Origin of the sequence: Phenylobacterium sp. (genome assembly GCF_035309685.1) — a bacterium.
Lineage (GTDB): Bacteria > Pseudomonadota > Alphaproteobacteria > Caulobacterales > Caulobacteraceae > Phenylobacterium.
The window spans coordinates 1-13,401 of record NZ_DATGEX010000002.1; the positions used below are offsets into that span (position 1 = coordinate 1).

Consider the following 13,401-nt stretch of genomic DNA (forward strand, 5'->3'; position numbering starts at 1 on the left):
GAAGCGCTCGCGGATCAGCCCGCCCTGGCCGTAGCGGCCGTTGGAGTTGAAGCCATAACCCACCACGCGCCGGCCATCGCGCATCACGTCCGTCACCACCGCCACCAGGCTCGCGGTCATCTTGCTGAAGTCGATGTAGGCGTTGCGGATCGGTGACGAGATCGGCTTCGTCACCTCGACGATGTCGATAATACGGGGGCAGGACACAGCGGTTCCTCTTGCAGGCGGGCTTGGGCGGAAGGTCACAGAGAGGCTCCGCCGCAGATCAACAGCTCCTGGCCGGTGATGGCGTCGGCGTCGCGGGACAGGATGAAGGCCGCGTAGGCCGCCACCTCGTGGGGGCGGATGAAACGGCCCATCGGCGGTGTCTTCGGTGGCGCGCTCTCACGGCTGGGCGCGGAAAGCAGCCCGGTTTCGGTAGCCGCCGGGGCGATCACGTTGGCGGTGACGCCGCGCGCCACAAGCTCCATCGCCCAGGACCGGATCAGGCCAGTGACCGCGGCCTTGCAGGCGGTGTACTGGCTGCGCCCGGCGGCGCCTGCGCTAGTCCGGCTGCCGATCGCCAGGATGCGTCCACCGGCGCCCATCGAGGGGGCCAGCCCATTGGCCAACACCGTCAGGGCGCGGACATGAACCGCCCACATGGCGTCACCGTCAGCTAGGTCGATTTCGCCCAGCGGCGCGGTCCGCATGAAGCCCGCTGCGTGGACCAGCGCATCGGCGCCCCGCAGCGACGTCGCGAGACGCGCGACCGCGGCTTCGTCCGCGAGATCGACGAGCCGGGAGGCGGTCGATCCCTTGGACTCGGCCCGGTCCACGCCGACCACCGACCAGCCCTCGGCCGCCAGCCGCGCAGCGATGGCTGCGCCGATGCCCGACGCGGCGCCGGTCACCACCACGGTCCGCGTCTCGCCGGACCCGCTCATCGTCAGGCTGCGGTTTTGCGCGACAGTCCGGCGCCGGCCACGGCGGCCTCGATCCGGACCAGTTCGTCGGCCGACGGCGCGATGGTCGGCGGCCGCACGGTGGCGCGGTCGATGACGCCGGCCGCCGCCATCGCGGCCTTCATGCAGGCGTGCGCCTCGCCGGTCGGTTCACCGTCGCCGTAGACGGCGTCCTTGAGCGGATCGATCAGGCCCTGGATCGCCATCGCCCGCTTGAGATCTCCGGCTGCGACGGCGTCGAGCAGGTCCTTGATCAGGCCAGGGATCAGCGAGGCGAACCCGACCAAGGCGCCGTCGACGCCCTGGACGAGCGAGGCCAGCAGGTATTCGTCGTGGCAAGTGAGCAGCGCCTTCTGCGGCGCCACGGCCCGGATGGCTTTCACGTCGCGGGCGTACTTGTTCATCTCCCGCGTGCCGATCTTGAAGGCGTGGACGTATTTGAGTTGCGCGAGTTCGGCCAGCAGCTCCGAAGAGAACGACGACTTGGTCCAGGCTGGATAGACGTGGACCACCAGCGGCAGGCCGGCCCCTTCGCCGATCGCCGTGAAGTAGTCGATGACGTGCTGCGGCCGGAAGCCGAACCGCAGCCAGTGGTGCGGCGGCATGATATCGAGAGCCTGGGCCCCGGCTTCCTTGGCCCAGCCCGCCTGCTCCACCGCGTCGGTGATCCCTTCGCAGACGATGGAGGAGATGATCGGGATGCCACCGTCCACGGCATCCACGGTGATGCGCGTAACCTCGGCGCGCTCGCGCGGCGTCAGCGAGAACACCTCGCCCGTGTGGCCGTTGGTCATCAGCGCCTTGATCCCCGGAAGGGGCGCCAGCCAGCGAGCGAGGCGGGTGAGGCCAGGCGCGTCGATGCTGTAGTCCTCGTTGAACGGCACAGCGATCGCCGGGATCAGACCTTTGAGATCAAGCTCGACTGACAATTCGTATCTCCAGCGACGCCGCGAAGGCTAGGTTGTGGTGTGTTGGGCAGCGGTTCCGCCCGCGGCGCGAACGGCCAGCGACAAGCGCCGCGCCGCCTCGCAGGTGGCTTCACTTGCATCAGCGATGAACTCTTCGAGGGTGCGCCCGAACGAGGGGGCGACAGCGCTCAGGGCGGCAATCGGAACGCCGTCTTCGTCGAGGATCGGGGCGGCGATGACGCGCAGGCCCGTGACGGTTTCCTGGTCGGAGACCGCATAGCCGTCCGTCCGCGCCTGGGCGATCTGGGCCAGGAGGCGGTCGATCTCGGTGACCGTGTGCGCCGTCAATTGGCGAGGCGAGCTGGCTTCCAGCAGAGCCCGTTGCACGTCCACCGGCATCCGGGACAGGATCGCGCGGCCCAAGGCGGAAGAATAGGCAGGGATGCGATAGCCGATACGGACATCGACCGCGAGGCGCGCCAACCCGGCCTGAATCCGCTCGATGTAGACCACCTCCTGGCCGTCGAGGACACCGATCGAAGCCGCCTCGATCCGGTCGCTGACCATCGCTCGGAGCAGCGGGCGCGCGAGGCTGCGAAGATCGGACCGCGCGATGGCGTTGAAGCCAAGGTCGAGGCATTTGAAGGTGAGCCGGAAGCGCCGGGTGTCGGGCACCTTCTCGACATATCCGAGCGACACCAAGGTGTTGAGCAGGCGGAAGGCCGTGCCGTTGTCGAGGCCGGCGGCGCGCGCCACATCGGCCAGCACCAATTCCGACGCGTCCGGACCGAAGGCCTGCAGGACCGTGAAAGCCTTCACCACCGATTTCACGGTGTTCTTGTCATCACTCATCGACGAATCCCCAGCCGCGCCAGCAGCCCCGAAGGCCGCGGAGGAGACTATTCCGTAACTTGCCGCGCGGCGCACGCCGCTGGCGCCAGGCCGGCCCCGTGGCGCGGTGCGGATCGGGGCATCGCTCATCGCTTATGCTCAGAGAAAAAGTCGAAGATGCGAGGCAGGGTCATCTCATAGGCGCTGGCATGGGTGCCGCCGGCGACCTCGACATATTGCGGGTGGACGCCGCCGGCCTCCAGGGTGGCGACCGAGGCCTTTACGCGGGGCAGCATGCCGACCTCGTCGTGGTCGCCGACCACGGCCATGATCGGGAAGCGGCTCAAGTTCGCCACGTCCTCGGGCAGCACGCCGCCATAGGCGGCAGGCGCAATGGCCGCCCAGATCTCGGGGTGATGTCCGCCGATCCACCAGGTCCCACCGCCGCCCATGGAATTTCCGGTCAGATAGCGTCGGGCGGGGTCGACGTTGTATTCGGTCTCGACCTTGGCAAGGACCTGCATCACGTCCTCTTCGCTTCGCCTGCGGCGTTGCAGGTCATCGCCGGCGATGGCCTTGGCCATACCGCGCTCGGAGCCGTAGGCGCTGTTCAGGCGGTAGCCGAGCGGTGTCACCACCACGAAGCCGTGCTGCTCTGCGAGCTTCTGCATCTCGCCGCCTGCGCGGCCCAGCATGTTGGTCTCGTCCAGGTTCGCCCCATGCAGGGCGACCACCAGCGGCCAGCGCCTGGTGGGCGTCCAGGTGCTCGGGACATAGATTTCATAGGGGATCAGTTCGCCGGTGGGCGCGAAGGCATAGGCCCGGTCCTGCAGCCCCTTCGCCTGCCAGACGTCGTCCTGTCCCCGGGCAAGATCGTCGGCGATCCGCATGGACCGGGCGATGCCGCGCGGGAAGTCGTAGGCGATGATCTGGCGCGTGCCGGCGCGCAGGCCCTCAGCCAGGGCGAAGGGATATTCCGCCGTCTGCTTGGCGGCCTCGTGGCCGGAGACCTTGGCGAGCCTGGCCTTTAGGGCGGCGGCGCGGGCCGCCAGGTCGCGCACGACATAGATGGACTGGGCCAGCTCACCTCGCGCCTCGCCGTCCGCGGTGACCGTGGCGATCAGCAGATAGCCACCGTCGGCCACTGCGCCAAGGTCGATGTCGATGGAACGGGCGGCGCCAAGCTCTCCTTCCGCCAGGGTCTTGACCAGCGGGCCACGCCTTGGCGTCGCGGATGACGTGGCGTCGGCCCGGTAGAGCGCCAGGCTGAAATGGGCGTTGGCGCCGGCGGGCAGTGGATAGAGCGTCTCGAACCGGATCGCCTCGCGTCCCCCGGTAGACACGGGCGTGCCGGCGCGAAGCGCGAGCGCGCCCACCGCCTCTTGCGCCGGCGACCAGCGGCGGCCGAGCAGGACCGCGGCCGCATGCCAGAGCGTCCGCCGGGCCTCAGGCTCCGGCTGCGCGGCGGACGCGGCGATCAGCCGATCGGCCTCCGCGAGCGCCGCCGGCGAAACGCCGGGTGCGGTGCGCAGCTGCGCCACGCTTTGGCTCAGCACCGAGGTCACCGGCCGGAAAGCCAGCCGCCACTGGGCCGATTCCACAACCGGCGGCGCCTTGGCCGCGGCTTCGTAGTCGACGAGTGGCGCCTGGGCCGCCGCTGGCCACGCCGCCATCAGGGCTGCCGCGCCGCAGAGGCCAAGCAGGACCTGTCGTCTAAGCTGATAGGGCATGGCCGGCGCTCCCACTTAGAAGCCGAACCGCAGGCCGACCTTGAATGTCCGCCCGACGTAGTCATAGGGGTTGCCGCCGAGATTGATCGCCGCGATGGCGTAGGACGGCGGGTTGCGGTCGAAGAGGTTGTTGAGGTTGGCGAAGGCCTGGAAGTTCCGCCCCTCGGCCGTGAAGTCGTAGGTGCCGTTGAGGTTGAAGTAGGCCAGGCCCGGGAAGATGTTCTTGTTGATGCTGTTGGCGAGCGTCGGCGAATAGCCCGACTGTCCTGGCCCGATGTCGGACGGCGAGAAGCCGATCGAGGTGAAGGCGCGCATCTGCAGCCCGATGGTAATCGGCTTCAGCTCATAGGTCAGGAACGAGGTCACCACCCACTTCGGGGCGCCGCCCTGATAGCCGGCGTTGTCGAGCGTGACCCCCGCGGGACCCGGCCGGTCGGTCGTCCTCAGGTGCTTCAGATAGGTCGCATAGGTGGCGAAATTGATCGTCCCCGGGAGGCCCAGAGGCTCAAGGTCGTGCCGATAACCGCCCTCGACGTCCACGCCTTCGACGAACAGCCGCGACTGGTTGAACGGCTGTACGGTGATCTTGGCGATGCCGAAGGTCGAGTTGTCGAACTGGATCGCTGAGCAATAGGTGGTGATGCCCTGGAAGCAGCGCTGCAGGATGTCGGTCGCCGCCACCGAGGCGATCACGTCATTGACCGTGATCCGGTAGTAGTCGAGTGACAGGCGGGCGCCCGACAGCCATCCATCCCGCGCCTCGTAAGTGCCGCCGAGCGCGAACGTGTCAGCCTTTTCCGGCACCAGGTTGGGGTTGCCGGCCGTCTGCTGGGGAAGCCGGGACGACTGGCCGTTGAACGGGTTGGTAGAGGAACCCGTCGCCGAGAAGGCGCCGGTGCTGAAGAGGTCGAATAGGGCCGGCGCGCGGATGTCGTGTGAGCGGGTGATGCGGAAGCGCAGGCCGTCCACCGGCTCGTAGGTGCCGCCGACCTTCCAGGTCGTCACGCCGCCGCTGGTTTCGTAGTCGGTGTAGCGGACCGCCGCGTTCAGCCCGAGGTCCTTGACCAGGGTGAGGTCGCGCAGCAGCGGCGCGTTCACTTCCGCATAGGCTTCCTTGACGCTGTTGTGGCCAGTGAACGGCTTGTTGTTGCCAGAGGAATAGACGCCCAGCACCTGGAGGGCGTCGGCCTGCTGGTCGAGGCCATCGTAGCGGTACTCCGCGCCGGCCGCGACATCGAGCGGGCCTGCGGGCAGATCGAACAGCGGGCCGTTCACGTTCAGCGCCACGTCGTGCCGCAGCATGGTGTCGGTGGTGTATTCGATGCCCGCCACATAGGCCCGCGCCGCCGCCGATGAATTGCCGGCGCCGAAGGGGTTGAGTGGTGCGCAGCCGGGTTGGACGAGCGCGGTCTGGATCGTGTTGGTGAGGCGCGCCGCAGCGAAGTTCGGATTGGTCGCCAGCGGACCGCAGACGATGTTACCGCTGGCGTCGGTGACGGCATATTCCGCCGCGGCCAGGTTCGCCTCGCGGGTGCCATAGACGTGGGAGTCGATCTCCGAGCGGCCGTAGGCGTAGGACAGGTCCCAGTGGAATTTTTCGAACACCTTGCCCTTGATCCCGGTCATGGCCTGGAACGTCGAGCTGGTGTTATCGCCCGAGGTGCCCAGCCACTCGGTGTCCACCCGGCCCATGTCGAAGGAGGCGAGGTTGTTGGCGGTCATCAGCGCCTTGATCGACGCCGGCAGATAGGGGTTTGACGCAAGGATCGTGTCGGTTGCCGTCTGGTGAAACTGCGACACGGCGAAGACGTGGCTGCGCGCATAGCTGAGCTGCACGTAGGCCTGGGTATCGTCCGACAGATCATAGGTCGCTCTTCCCAGCGACGAGACCTGTTCGAGTGGCTCCTTCAGTTGCCACTGGGCGATCGGCGTCGCGACGTGGTTGCTCGACGAGTTGATCATCAAGTTGCCGAAGACCGGTCCGCGCACGAGCGGCGTGACACTGCCATCGGGGTTGAAGGCCAGCTGGTTGAGGATCGTCGAGGTCACGCCGGCCCCGTTTCGGGCGGTGTTGATGACCCCGCCAGGAGTCTGCGCCGCGTACTCGACGCCATTGGCCCATCCCAGAGCGGGCGTGCCTGCAGCGCGCGCGGCGCCGAAGGAAATCGGCGTCCCGGAGTTGCCGGGCTCCACCCGGCTCCAGTCGCGCGAATAGATATTCCCGATCCCGTCGTTCTTGTCGTAGTCGAGCCCGCCGACGACGTGCAGCTTGCCGTCCAGGGCGGAGAAACCGTCCGCCAGGCTCACGCCGAAGTCCTTGTTGTCGCCCTGCTGGCTGACGCCGCCGAAGACCGAACCCTGCAGGCCTTCGAGGTGGTCTTTCAGTACGAAGTTCACGACGCCGGCCACAGCGTCGGAGCCGTAGGCCGCCGACGCGCCGCCGGTCACTACGTCGACCCGGCTCACTAGCCCGAGCGGGATGATGCTGGTGCTGGTGGTCCCCTGCGCGTTGGTCGGCACCGGCCGTTGCCCGTCGATCAGCACCAGGGTCCGCTGGGCGCCCAGACCACGCAGGTCCGCGGTGCTCTGGCCGGTAGAGACCGAGCCGGTGTTGCGGGTGACCTGGTTCGGCCCGGAGTCCTGCCGTAGCTGCGGGATGACCTGAAGCACATCGTCGATCGTCGATGGCGACGCCTGCTTAATCTGGGCGGCGCCAAGGACGGTCAGCGGGGTGGGCGATGCAAAGCCCGGGTCCTGAATCCGCGAGCCGGTCACGACGACCTCTTCGACGCTGGCGGTGCTCGTCGCGGCGGCGCCGGCCGGCGCCGATTGCGCATGGGCGCCCTGCGCGAACGCCATGAGCGCGATCCAACTCGTGGTCGCGATCAGACCACCGCCCCGTGAGAGCCGACCCATCCTGCATCCTTCCCTATTTCTTATTGTTCGGATTACGAACTTTTATTCGCCATATGAAATAGCAGGGGTGACGGCCTCTGACAAGGCTGAGCGATCAAATGCAGATTTGCCGCGCAGCGGATGACCACGACTGGAGCGAGCGAGCGCCATACGGCGCCAATACAGAAGGGATTAGTGAGTTGTTGCGGGCGTAACGGGACCACGCCTGAGCCGCAGGTGGTGCTGGCAGGACTCATATAGCGCTCGCGGAAGGTCATCGAACCTCGCCAACGCACCAACAATGGCGCCAGAGAGATCGTTCGCTTGGCGCGCTACGGCCTGGCGGCCCGACACCGGATTGGACCGCCGATAAGCTCGTTTGCAGGCGTGGTCCGCTTTGCGCCAGGTGCGGAGGTTGGCCTGCGATCCGAAGGCGGTATCGCCCGATGGCCGCTATGGGTGGAAAGCGGATGTCGAAGCCCTCCCCTGCTTTCCGGACCCCGGACGAACAGCGCGGCTGGCAAGATCGCCGCAGCGTCGAAGGCGGCGAGCACCTTCACGCCTGCAGGAGATGATTTACTTTGGGGCGGTTGGCCTACTGTCAGGGCCTGACAAACCGATAGGCGAAGCGGTCGGTCTGGCCCTTGATCGCGGGATCGAACACCTTGATCGAGTGCGGATCGTCCTTGTTCGAGAGCAGGCTGCTTACCGCGTCCAGCACAAAGCCGGCCGCCTCAACCTCCTCGCGGACGGACGCAGGGTCGATCCGATGCAGCGCCTGGGTGTCGCTCGTGCCCGACCCTGCGGCGGCGGCGTGGTCGACGATGACGTAGGACCCACCCGGCTTCAGCCGCTCGTAGACCGCTCGATTGAAGTCGGCCGCCGTCGCGCCCTTGTCCTGGATCAGCGCGGTGTGGAGATCGTGGTAGAACAGGTGCAGCCACAGGACATCCGCGGGTTGCGTGACCTGCGGCATCGCGCCGAGGGCCGCCGAGACGGCTTCGACGTTCTCTCGGCCCGGCCCCTTCGCGAGCGTTTGCATGAGGCCGACCGGATCGTTCTTGAAGTGGGCGACTTCGGCCGGAACGAAGCTGAAGACCCGCCCTTCGGGTCCCACGACATCGGAGAACAGGCGCGTCCAGTCGCCATCGCCTGGGTAAACGTCGATGACGGTGGAGCCCGCCTCGACGCGTGCGAACCGGATCAATTCGGATTGCTTGGATTGGTCGTACATCGGGATCTCCGTCAGGTGGGCCTCACGAGGCCCGTTGTGCGGCGGCGGTATCGACGAAAGACCGGCTTCCGCTTCCCGCGCGTCCGGCGCGAATTCAGATGGCCGAGAACCCGCCGTCGACGGACAGCGCCACTCCATTCAAGAAGCTCGAATCGTCCGATGCCAGGAACAGCGCGGCTTCCGCGATTTCCTCAGGACGACCCATCGTTCCCCGCGGGATCAGGGCTTCGAACATCTGCTTCGCCTCCGGGGTCAGAACCTGGTCCTGCATCGGCGTGGCGATCGGCCCCGGGTGCAGCACGTTCACCCGAATATTCCGGCCTTTGAGTTCGTTGAGCCACCCGCGTGCGAAGGCGTGCAGCGTCGCCTTGCTCGCCGCATACACGCTGTAACCGGGGAAACCTTTGAGGGAAGCCACCGACCCGGTCATGAAGATCGATCCGCCGTCGTTGAACAGCGGCAACGCCTTCTGCACCGTGAACAGCGTGCCGCGGGCATTCAGGCCGAAGGTCGCATCGAAATGCTGTTCGGTGATCTCGCCCAGTGGGAGGGCTTCGCCCGTGCCGGCGCTCGCGTACAGGATGTCGATCCTGCCCTTTTCCCGTTTGACCGTATCGAACAGGCGGTCGAGGTCGTCGAGATTGGCCGCGTCGCCGCGCACGCCGGTCACGTTCCGGCCGATCAGCTTGATGGCCTCGTCCAGCGTCTCCTGCTTCCGCCCCGTGATGAAAACGTAAGCGCCTTCTTCAACGAACCGCTTAGCGCTCGCCAGCGCCATGCCGCTCGATCCGCCCGTGATGACGGCCACCTTACCCTCAAGCTTTCCCATGACTTCTTTCCAGTTCCGTCTTCGGTTGTTCGGAGAAACCCCCGAGACCTTGGAGATGGGGCCGCCGGTGTCGGGCGTGGAGTGCGGAATCGCGCACATCGGTGGTGCGAAAACGCTCCAGCCTGACGACTGAACGCCGTGTCGTAGACGCACACTACGGCGCGGCGTGTTAGAAGGGGGCTTCTGAAGGCGCACCTCCACGGTGCGAAGCTGCACCATGATCGACTGGGACGACGTTCGCTACTTTCTGGCCGCCGCGCGCGGCGGCTCGGTGCGGGCCGCAGCCAAGCGACTTGGCGTGAACCACGCGACCGTGCTGCGGCGCATCGCCCAGCTCGAGGAGCGCCTCGGGACGCAGATGTTCGAAAAGCTGCCTTCGGGCTACCGCCTGACGGCTGCGGGCGAGGAGGTTCTCGAGCTCGCGGAGCAGATGGAAGCGTCATCGCACCAGCTGGAGACGCGCGTCTTCGGCCGCGACCGAAGCGTGCGCGGGCTTCTGCGGGTGACGCTGGCGCCGCCGCTCGCGACCCACCTGCTCATGCCGGACTTCGCCGATTTCGCGCGTCTGCATCCGGACATCGAGATGGACATCTTGTCGTCCGGCGAGCTGGCGAATCTGACCAACCGGGAGGCCGACGTGGCGATCCGCGTCGTCTACGACCGCAAGACCCTGCCGCTCAATCTTCACGGCCAGAAGGGACCTGAGCTGTTCGGCGGCGTCTACATGTCCCGCGATCGATTAGCCGCGTGGCGTGCGGGCGCCTCTGATCCCATCCGGTGGATCGTCATAAGCATGCATGGAATTCCGGATTGGGCCGGCGAGGGTGAGGTCCGCGTTGCGGGGGTTCCATTCAGGGTGACCGACGCCGCGGCGCAGATCGCCGCTGCACGGCAAGGGCTCGGGATCACGACACTGCCGTGCTTCGTCGGAGATGCCGACCCCCTGCTGGTCAGGGTCCCCGGCGCCGACCTGCACATGTACGGAACGCTCTGGCTTCTCACACAGGGGGAGACGCACAAGACGGAGCGCGTCCGGCGGTTCACGGAGTTCGTGTCCCGCAGGCTCGCCGCGCACGCTCCGCTTCTCGCGGGGCTGTCTGTATCGGGCGTTTGATGCGCAGCCGGTCGCCGGCGACACCCTCCAGCGGACCTTCTCGATGTCCGTTATGGGTTGAAAGCAGACACAAGCTTCGGTCCCGAAAGCGGATCCTGCGAATGCCCGCAAAGAGTCAGAAGCGGACATTGCCGAGCGGCTCGCAGCCGGTCGGGGGCGGTGAAATTTTATTCACTGGCTCGGCGGGTCGGCAGGTTTAGCTTCCGATCCTGACAGCGGCGATCGCGCCGTCCTCCGCTCCTTCCAGCCATGGTGATCCCATGATTGCGCGCGCCGTTCTGCGCCTGGCTTCCCTGTGCCTGTTCGTCTCTTTGGTCGCTTCGGCTGCGGTCCAGGCAGAGCCCTACAACCCCGCGCACCTGCCGCCGCAACGGCTGGACCAGGTCGGCGCGATCTGCCGGACGGTGATCGGCGTGCGGCCGGGCTTCACCCTCTACGACAACTGCGTCGAGGCCCTGTCGCAGTCGGCGGCCGGCCTGGATCGGGCCGGCGCCCTGCAGGCGGCCCGCAGCGCCTGCCTTGCGCGGGGCGAAACCCAAGGTCCGAAGCTCGCGGAATGTGAACTGGCCGAGGCGGGGGCGACCCGCGTGGCGGCCGGCGCGGCGATCGACGCCTCCGAGCCGCGCGCCCCGGCCAAGTCCTGGTTCTATGCGTCGGGGCGCGAAATGCGCCGGCGCGAGGAGCAGGCCTGCGCCCGATTGGGCTATGAACCGGCGCGCGGCGCGTTCTCCTCCTGCGTCGCGGGCCTGGACGCGGCGCTCTACGCGGCGGACCATCCGCACCCCTGAGGCCATGAGGACCTTATCCACGTGATGAACGCCCCCGGTGTTCCCGGCCCTCCACCGGAAGCGCGCGTGACCCGCGTGCTGGTCATCGAGGACGACCGCCAGACCGCCGAGGAGATCGCCGCCTGCCTGACCGCCAGCGGCTTCGAGGCGTCCAAGTGCTTCGACGGCCCGGCGGGCCTCGCGGCGGCCAAGAGCCAGGCTTTCGACGCCATCACGCTCGACCGCATGATGCCGGGCCTGGACGGGCTGGAGCTGGTCAAGGCGCTGCGCGAGGCGGGCTCGCAGGCGCCGGTCTTGATGGTCAGCGCGCTCAGCGACGTGGACGACCGGGTCGACGGCCTGCGGGCCGGCGGCGACGACTACTTGGTCAAGCCCTTCGCGCCCAAGGAGTTGGTGGCTCGTCTGGAGGTGCTGCTGCGCCGCCATCGCCGCAGCGAGGTGGAAACCCGGCTGCAGGTGGCCGACCTGGAGCTGGACCTGGTGAGGCGCGAGGCCTATCGGGCGGGCAAGACCATTGAGCTGCTGCCGATGGAGTTCCAGCTCCTGGAGTTCATGATGCGCAACGCCGGGCAGTTGCTCACCCGCCGGATGATCTTCGAGAGCGTCTGGGAGTACTACTTCGACCCCGGCACCAACCTGATCAACGTCCACGTCGGCAAGCTGCGCCGCAAGATCGACGGACCGGGGTTGCTGCCCCTGATCAGAACGGAGCGCGGCCAGGGTTACATGCTGCATGCGCCTTAGCCCAAATGCGATCTAGTCCAGATGCGGCTTAGCGAGCTCTGGCGAACGACCACCTTCCGGCTGTCGCTGCTCTACGGCCTGCTGTTCACCGTGGGCGCGGTGGCCCTGCTGGCCATGGTCTATGTCCGTTCGGCCGTCTACCTCACCCATCGGGTCGACGACATCCTGGCCGTCGAAGCCGCGGCCCAGATGCGCGTGCCGGCGGAGCGGCTCAAGCCCACCATCGATGACGCGCTGCTGATCAACGGCCGCAACAGCGTCTTCGCCCTGTTCGCCGCCGACCGGACCCGCGAGACCGGCAATCTCACCACCCTGCCCGCCGGCCTGGAACCCGGCGGGCGGCCGATCGAGATGTCACCCACGCCGGACTTTCCAGCCGCGGCGCGGCTGATCGCGCGCCAGTTGCCCTCCGGGGAGATTCTGGTGGTCGGCCGCGACATCAATCAGCTGCGCGAGATCCGCCGGATCATCGCTTCGGCCCTGATCTGGAGCGGGGTGCTGATCGTCCTGGCCGGGCTGGTGTTCGGCGCGGCCCTCAGCCTGGGGCCGATCCGGCGGCTGCGCCAGTTGCAGGAGGCCAACCACGACATCGCCGCCGGCGACCTGAAGCGCCGCATGCCGACGAGCAAACGCGGCGACGAACTCGACATGTTCGCGGGCGCCGTGAACTACATGCTGGGCGAGGTGGAGCGGCTGATGGGCGAGGTGAAAACCTCGTCGGAGACCATCGCCCACGATCTGCGCACCCCGCTCACCCGCGCCCGCGCCCAACTGCACCGGCTGGAACAGGCCCCCAAGGTCCTGCCCGGCGAGATCGCCGGAGTCACCGCCGAGCTGGATGAGGTGCTGGAGCGGTTCATCGCCATCCTGCGCATCTCGGAGCTGGAGACCCGCGCCCGCAGCGCCGGCTTCGCGCCCACGCCGCTCGACCGGATCGTGAGCCAGGTCGGCGACCTCTATCAGCCGCTCGCCGAGGAGGCGGACCTGCGCTTCCAGGTGGTGGCGCCGCCCCTGCCGCCGGTCGACGCCGACCCCAAGCTGATGGTCGAGGCGCTGAGCAATCTGGTGGACAACGCCATCAAGTTCACGCCGCCCGGCGGCGCTGTGCGCCTGGCGCTCGAGCCGGGGCCCGAAGGTCCCAGGATTGTGGTGCAAGACAATGGCCCGGGCGTGCCGCAGGGCGAGCGCACGGCCGTTTTGCAGCGATTTTACCGCGCCGAGCGCGACCGGCTGACGCCCGGCTCCGGGCTTGGCCTTTCCATCGTCGCCGCCATCGTGCGCCTGCACCGCTTCCGCCTCGAACTGCAGGACGCCGGCCCCGGCCTGCGGGTCATCATCGACTGCCATCCCGCACCGATAACTTACTGATCTAGATAGCTAATCT

General features: G+C 67.5%; 11 protein-coding genes and 1 pseudogene. 4 read left to right on the forward strand and 8 right to left on the reverse strand.

Annotation, left to right across the window (positions count from 1 at the left end):
- The 8 genes and pseudogenes from VKQ35_RS00320 to VKQ35_RS00355 all read right to left on the reverse strand — a co-directional run.
- A pseudogene (locus VKQ35_RS00320) lies at positions 1-207 on the reverse strand (mandelate racemase); the annotation flags it as partial.
- 35 nt (positions 208-242) lie between these two features.
- Positions 243-926 carry an SDR family NAD(P)-dependent oxidoreductase gene (locus VKQ35_RS00325; RefSeq protein ID WP_324357877.1) on the reverse strand — a complete coding sequence of 228 codons (684 nt, stop codon included), beginning with the start codon at positions 924-926 and terminating at the stop codon, positions 243-245.
- A gap of 2 nt (positions 927-928) precedes the next feature.
- The gene (locus VKQ35_RS00330) at positions 929-1,873 is read right to left on the reverse strand and encodes a dihydrodipicolinate synthase family protein (protein ID WP_324357878.1); all 945 of its coding nucleotides are present in this window, start codon (positions 1,871-1,873) and stop codon (positions 929-931) included.
- A gap of 27 nt (positions 1,874-1,900) precedes the next feature.
- Positions 1,901-2,704, reverse strand: a complete 804-nt coding sequence (locus tag VKQ35_RS00335) for an IclR family transcriptional regulator (protein ID WP_324357880.1) — start codon at positions 2,702-2,704, stop codon at positions 1,901-1,903.
- 125 nt (positions 2,705-2,829) lie between these two features.
- Complete coding sequence (locus VKQ35_RS00340) at positions 2,830-4,413, reverse strand: alpha/beta hydrolase-fold protein (RefSeq protein ID WP_324357881.1); 1,584 nt, start codon at positions 4,411-4,413, stop codon at positions 2,830-2,832.
- 15 nt (positions 4,414-4,428) lie between these two features.
- Positions 4,429-7,272, reverse strand: a complete 2,844-nt coding sequence (locus VKQ35_RS00345; protein ID WP_324357883.1) for a TonB-dependent receptor domain-containing protein — start codon at positions 7,270-7,272, stop codon at positions 4,429-4,431.
- Between the two features lie 637 nt (positions 7,273-7,909).
- On the reverse strand, positions 7,910-8,542 hold the full coding sequence (locus VKQ35_RS00350) for a class I SAM-dependent methyltransferase (RefSeq protein WP_324357885.1): 633 nt from the start codon (positions 8,540-8,542) through the stop codon (positions 7,910-7,912).
- A gap of 94 nt (positions 8,543-8,636) precedes the next feature.
- Positions 8,637-9,371, reverse strand: a complete 735-nt coding sequence (locus VKQ35_RS00355; RefSeq protein WP_324357887.1) for an SDR family NAD(P)-dependent oxidoreductase — start codon at positions 9,369-9,371, stop codon at positions 8,637-8,639.
- Positions 9,372-9,588: 217 nt separating this feature from the next.
- On the opposite strand from VKQ35_RS00355, the gene VKQ35_RS00360 reads away from it, so the two are divergent.
- The 4 genes from VKQ35_RS00360 to VKQ35_RS00375 all read left to right on the forward strand — a co-directional run bounded on the left by VKQ35_RS00360 (position 9,589) and on the right by VKQ35_RS00375 (position 13,385).
- Positions 9,589-10,485: a LysR family transcriptional regulator gene (locus VKQ35_RS00360; RefSeq protein ID WP_324357889.1), complete on the forward strand. Its 897-nt coding sequence runs from the start codon at positions 9,589-9,591 to the stop codon at positions 10,483-10,485.
- A gap of 260 nt (positions 10,486-10,745) precedes the next feature.
- Positions 10,746-11,273 (forward strand): hypothetical protein, encoded by a 528-nt coding sequence (locus VKQ35_RS00365; RefSeq protein WP_324357890.1) that lies wholly within the window; start codon positions 10,746-10,748, stop codon positions 11,271-11,273.
- Between the two features lie 66 nt (positions 11,274-11,339).
- On the forward strand, positions 11,340-12,017 hold the full coding sequence (locus VKQ35_RS00370) for a response regulator transcription factor (protein ID WP_324357892.1): 678 nt from the start codon (positions 11,340-11,342) through the stop codon (positions 12,015-12,017).
- A gap of 21 nt (positions 12,018-12,038) precedes the next feature.
- Entirely contained in the window at positions 12,039-13,385 is a 1,347-nt protein-coding gene (locus VKQ35_RS00375; protein ID WP_324357893.1) for a HAMP domain-containing sensor histidine kinase, read from the forward strand.
- Positions 13,386-13,401: the final 16 nt, after the last annotated feature.

What these genes read in the sequence shown, in the direction of transcription:
- VKQ35_RS00325 (WP_324357877.1), bottom strand. Translation starts at nt 926, where the DNA reads ATGAGCGGGTCCGGCGAGACGCGGACCGTGGTGGTGACCGGCGCCGCG.
- VKQ35_RS00335 (WP_324357880.1), bottom strand. Translation starts at nt 2,704, where the DNA reads ATGAGTGATGACAAGAACACCGTGAAATCGGTGGTGAAGGCTTTCACG.
- VKQ35_RS00340 (WP_324357881.1), bottom strand. Translation starts at nt 4,413, where the DNA reads ATGCCCTATCAGCTTAGACGACAGGTCCTGCTTGGCCTCTGCGGCGCG.
- VKQ35_RS00345 (WP_324357883.1), bottom strand. Translation starts at nt 7,272, where the DNA reads ATGGCGTTCGCGCAGGGCGCCCATGCGCAATCGGCGCCGGCCGGCGCC.
- VKQ35_RS00350 (WP_324357885.1), bottom strand. Translation starts at nt 8,542, where the DNA reads ATGTACGACCAATCCAAGCAATCCGAATTGATCCGGTTCGCACGCGTC.
- VKQ35_RS00355 (WP_324357887.1), bottom strand. Translation starts at nt 9,371, where the DNA reads ATGGGAAAGCTTGAGGGTAAGGTGGCCGTCATCACGGGCGGATCGAGC.
- VKQ35_RS00360 (WP_324357889.1), top strand. Translation starts at nt 9,589, where the DNA reads ATGATCGACTGGGACGACGTTCGCTACTTTCTGGCCGCCGCGCGCGGC.
- VKQ35_RS00365 (WP_324357890.1), top strand. Translation starts at nt 10,746, where the DNA reads ATGATTGCGCGCGCCGTTCTGCGCCTGGCTTCCCTGTGCCTGTTCGTC.
- VKQ35_RS00375 (WP_324357893.1), top strand. Translation starts at nt 12,039, where the DNA reads ATGCGGCTTAGCGAGCTCTGGCGAACGACCACCTTCCGGCTGTCGCTG.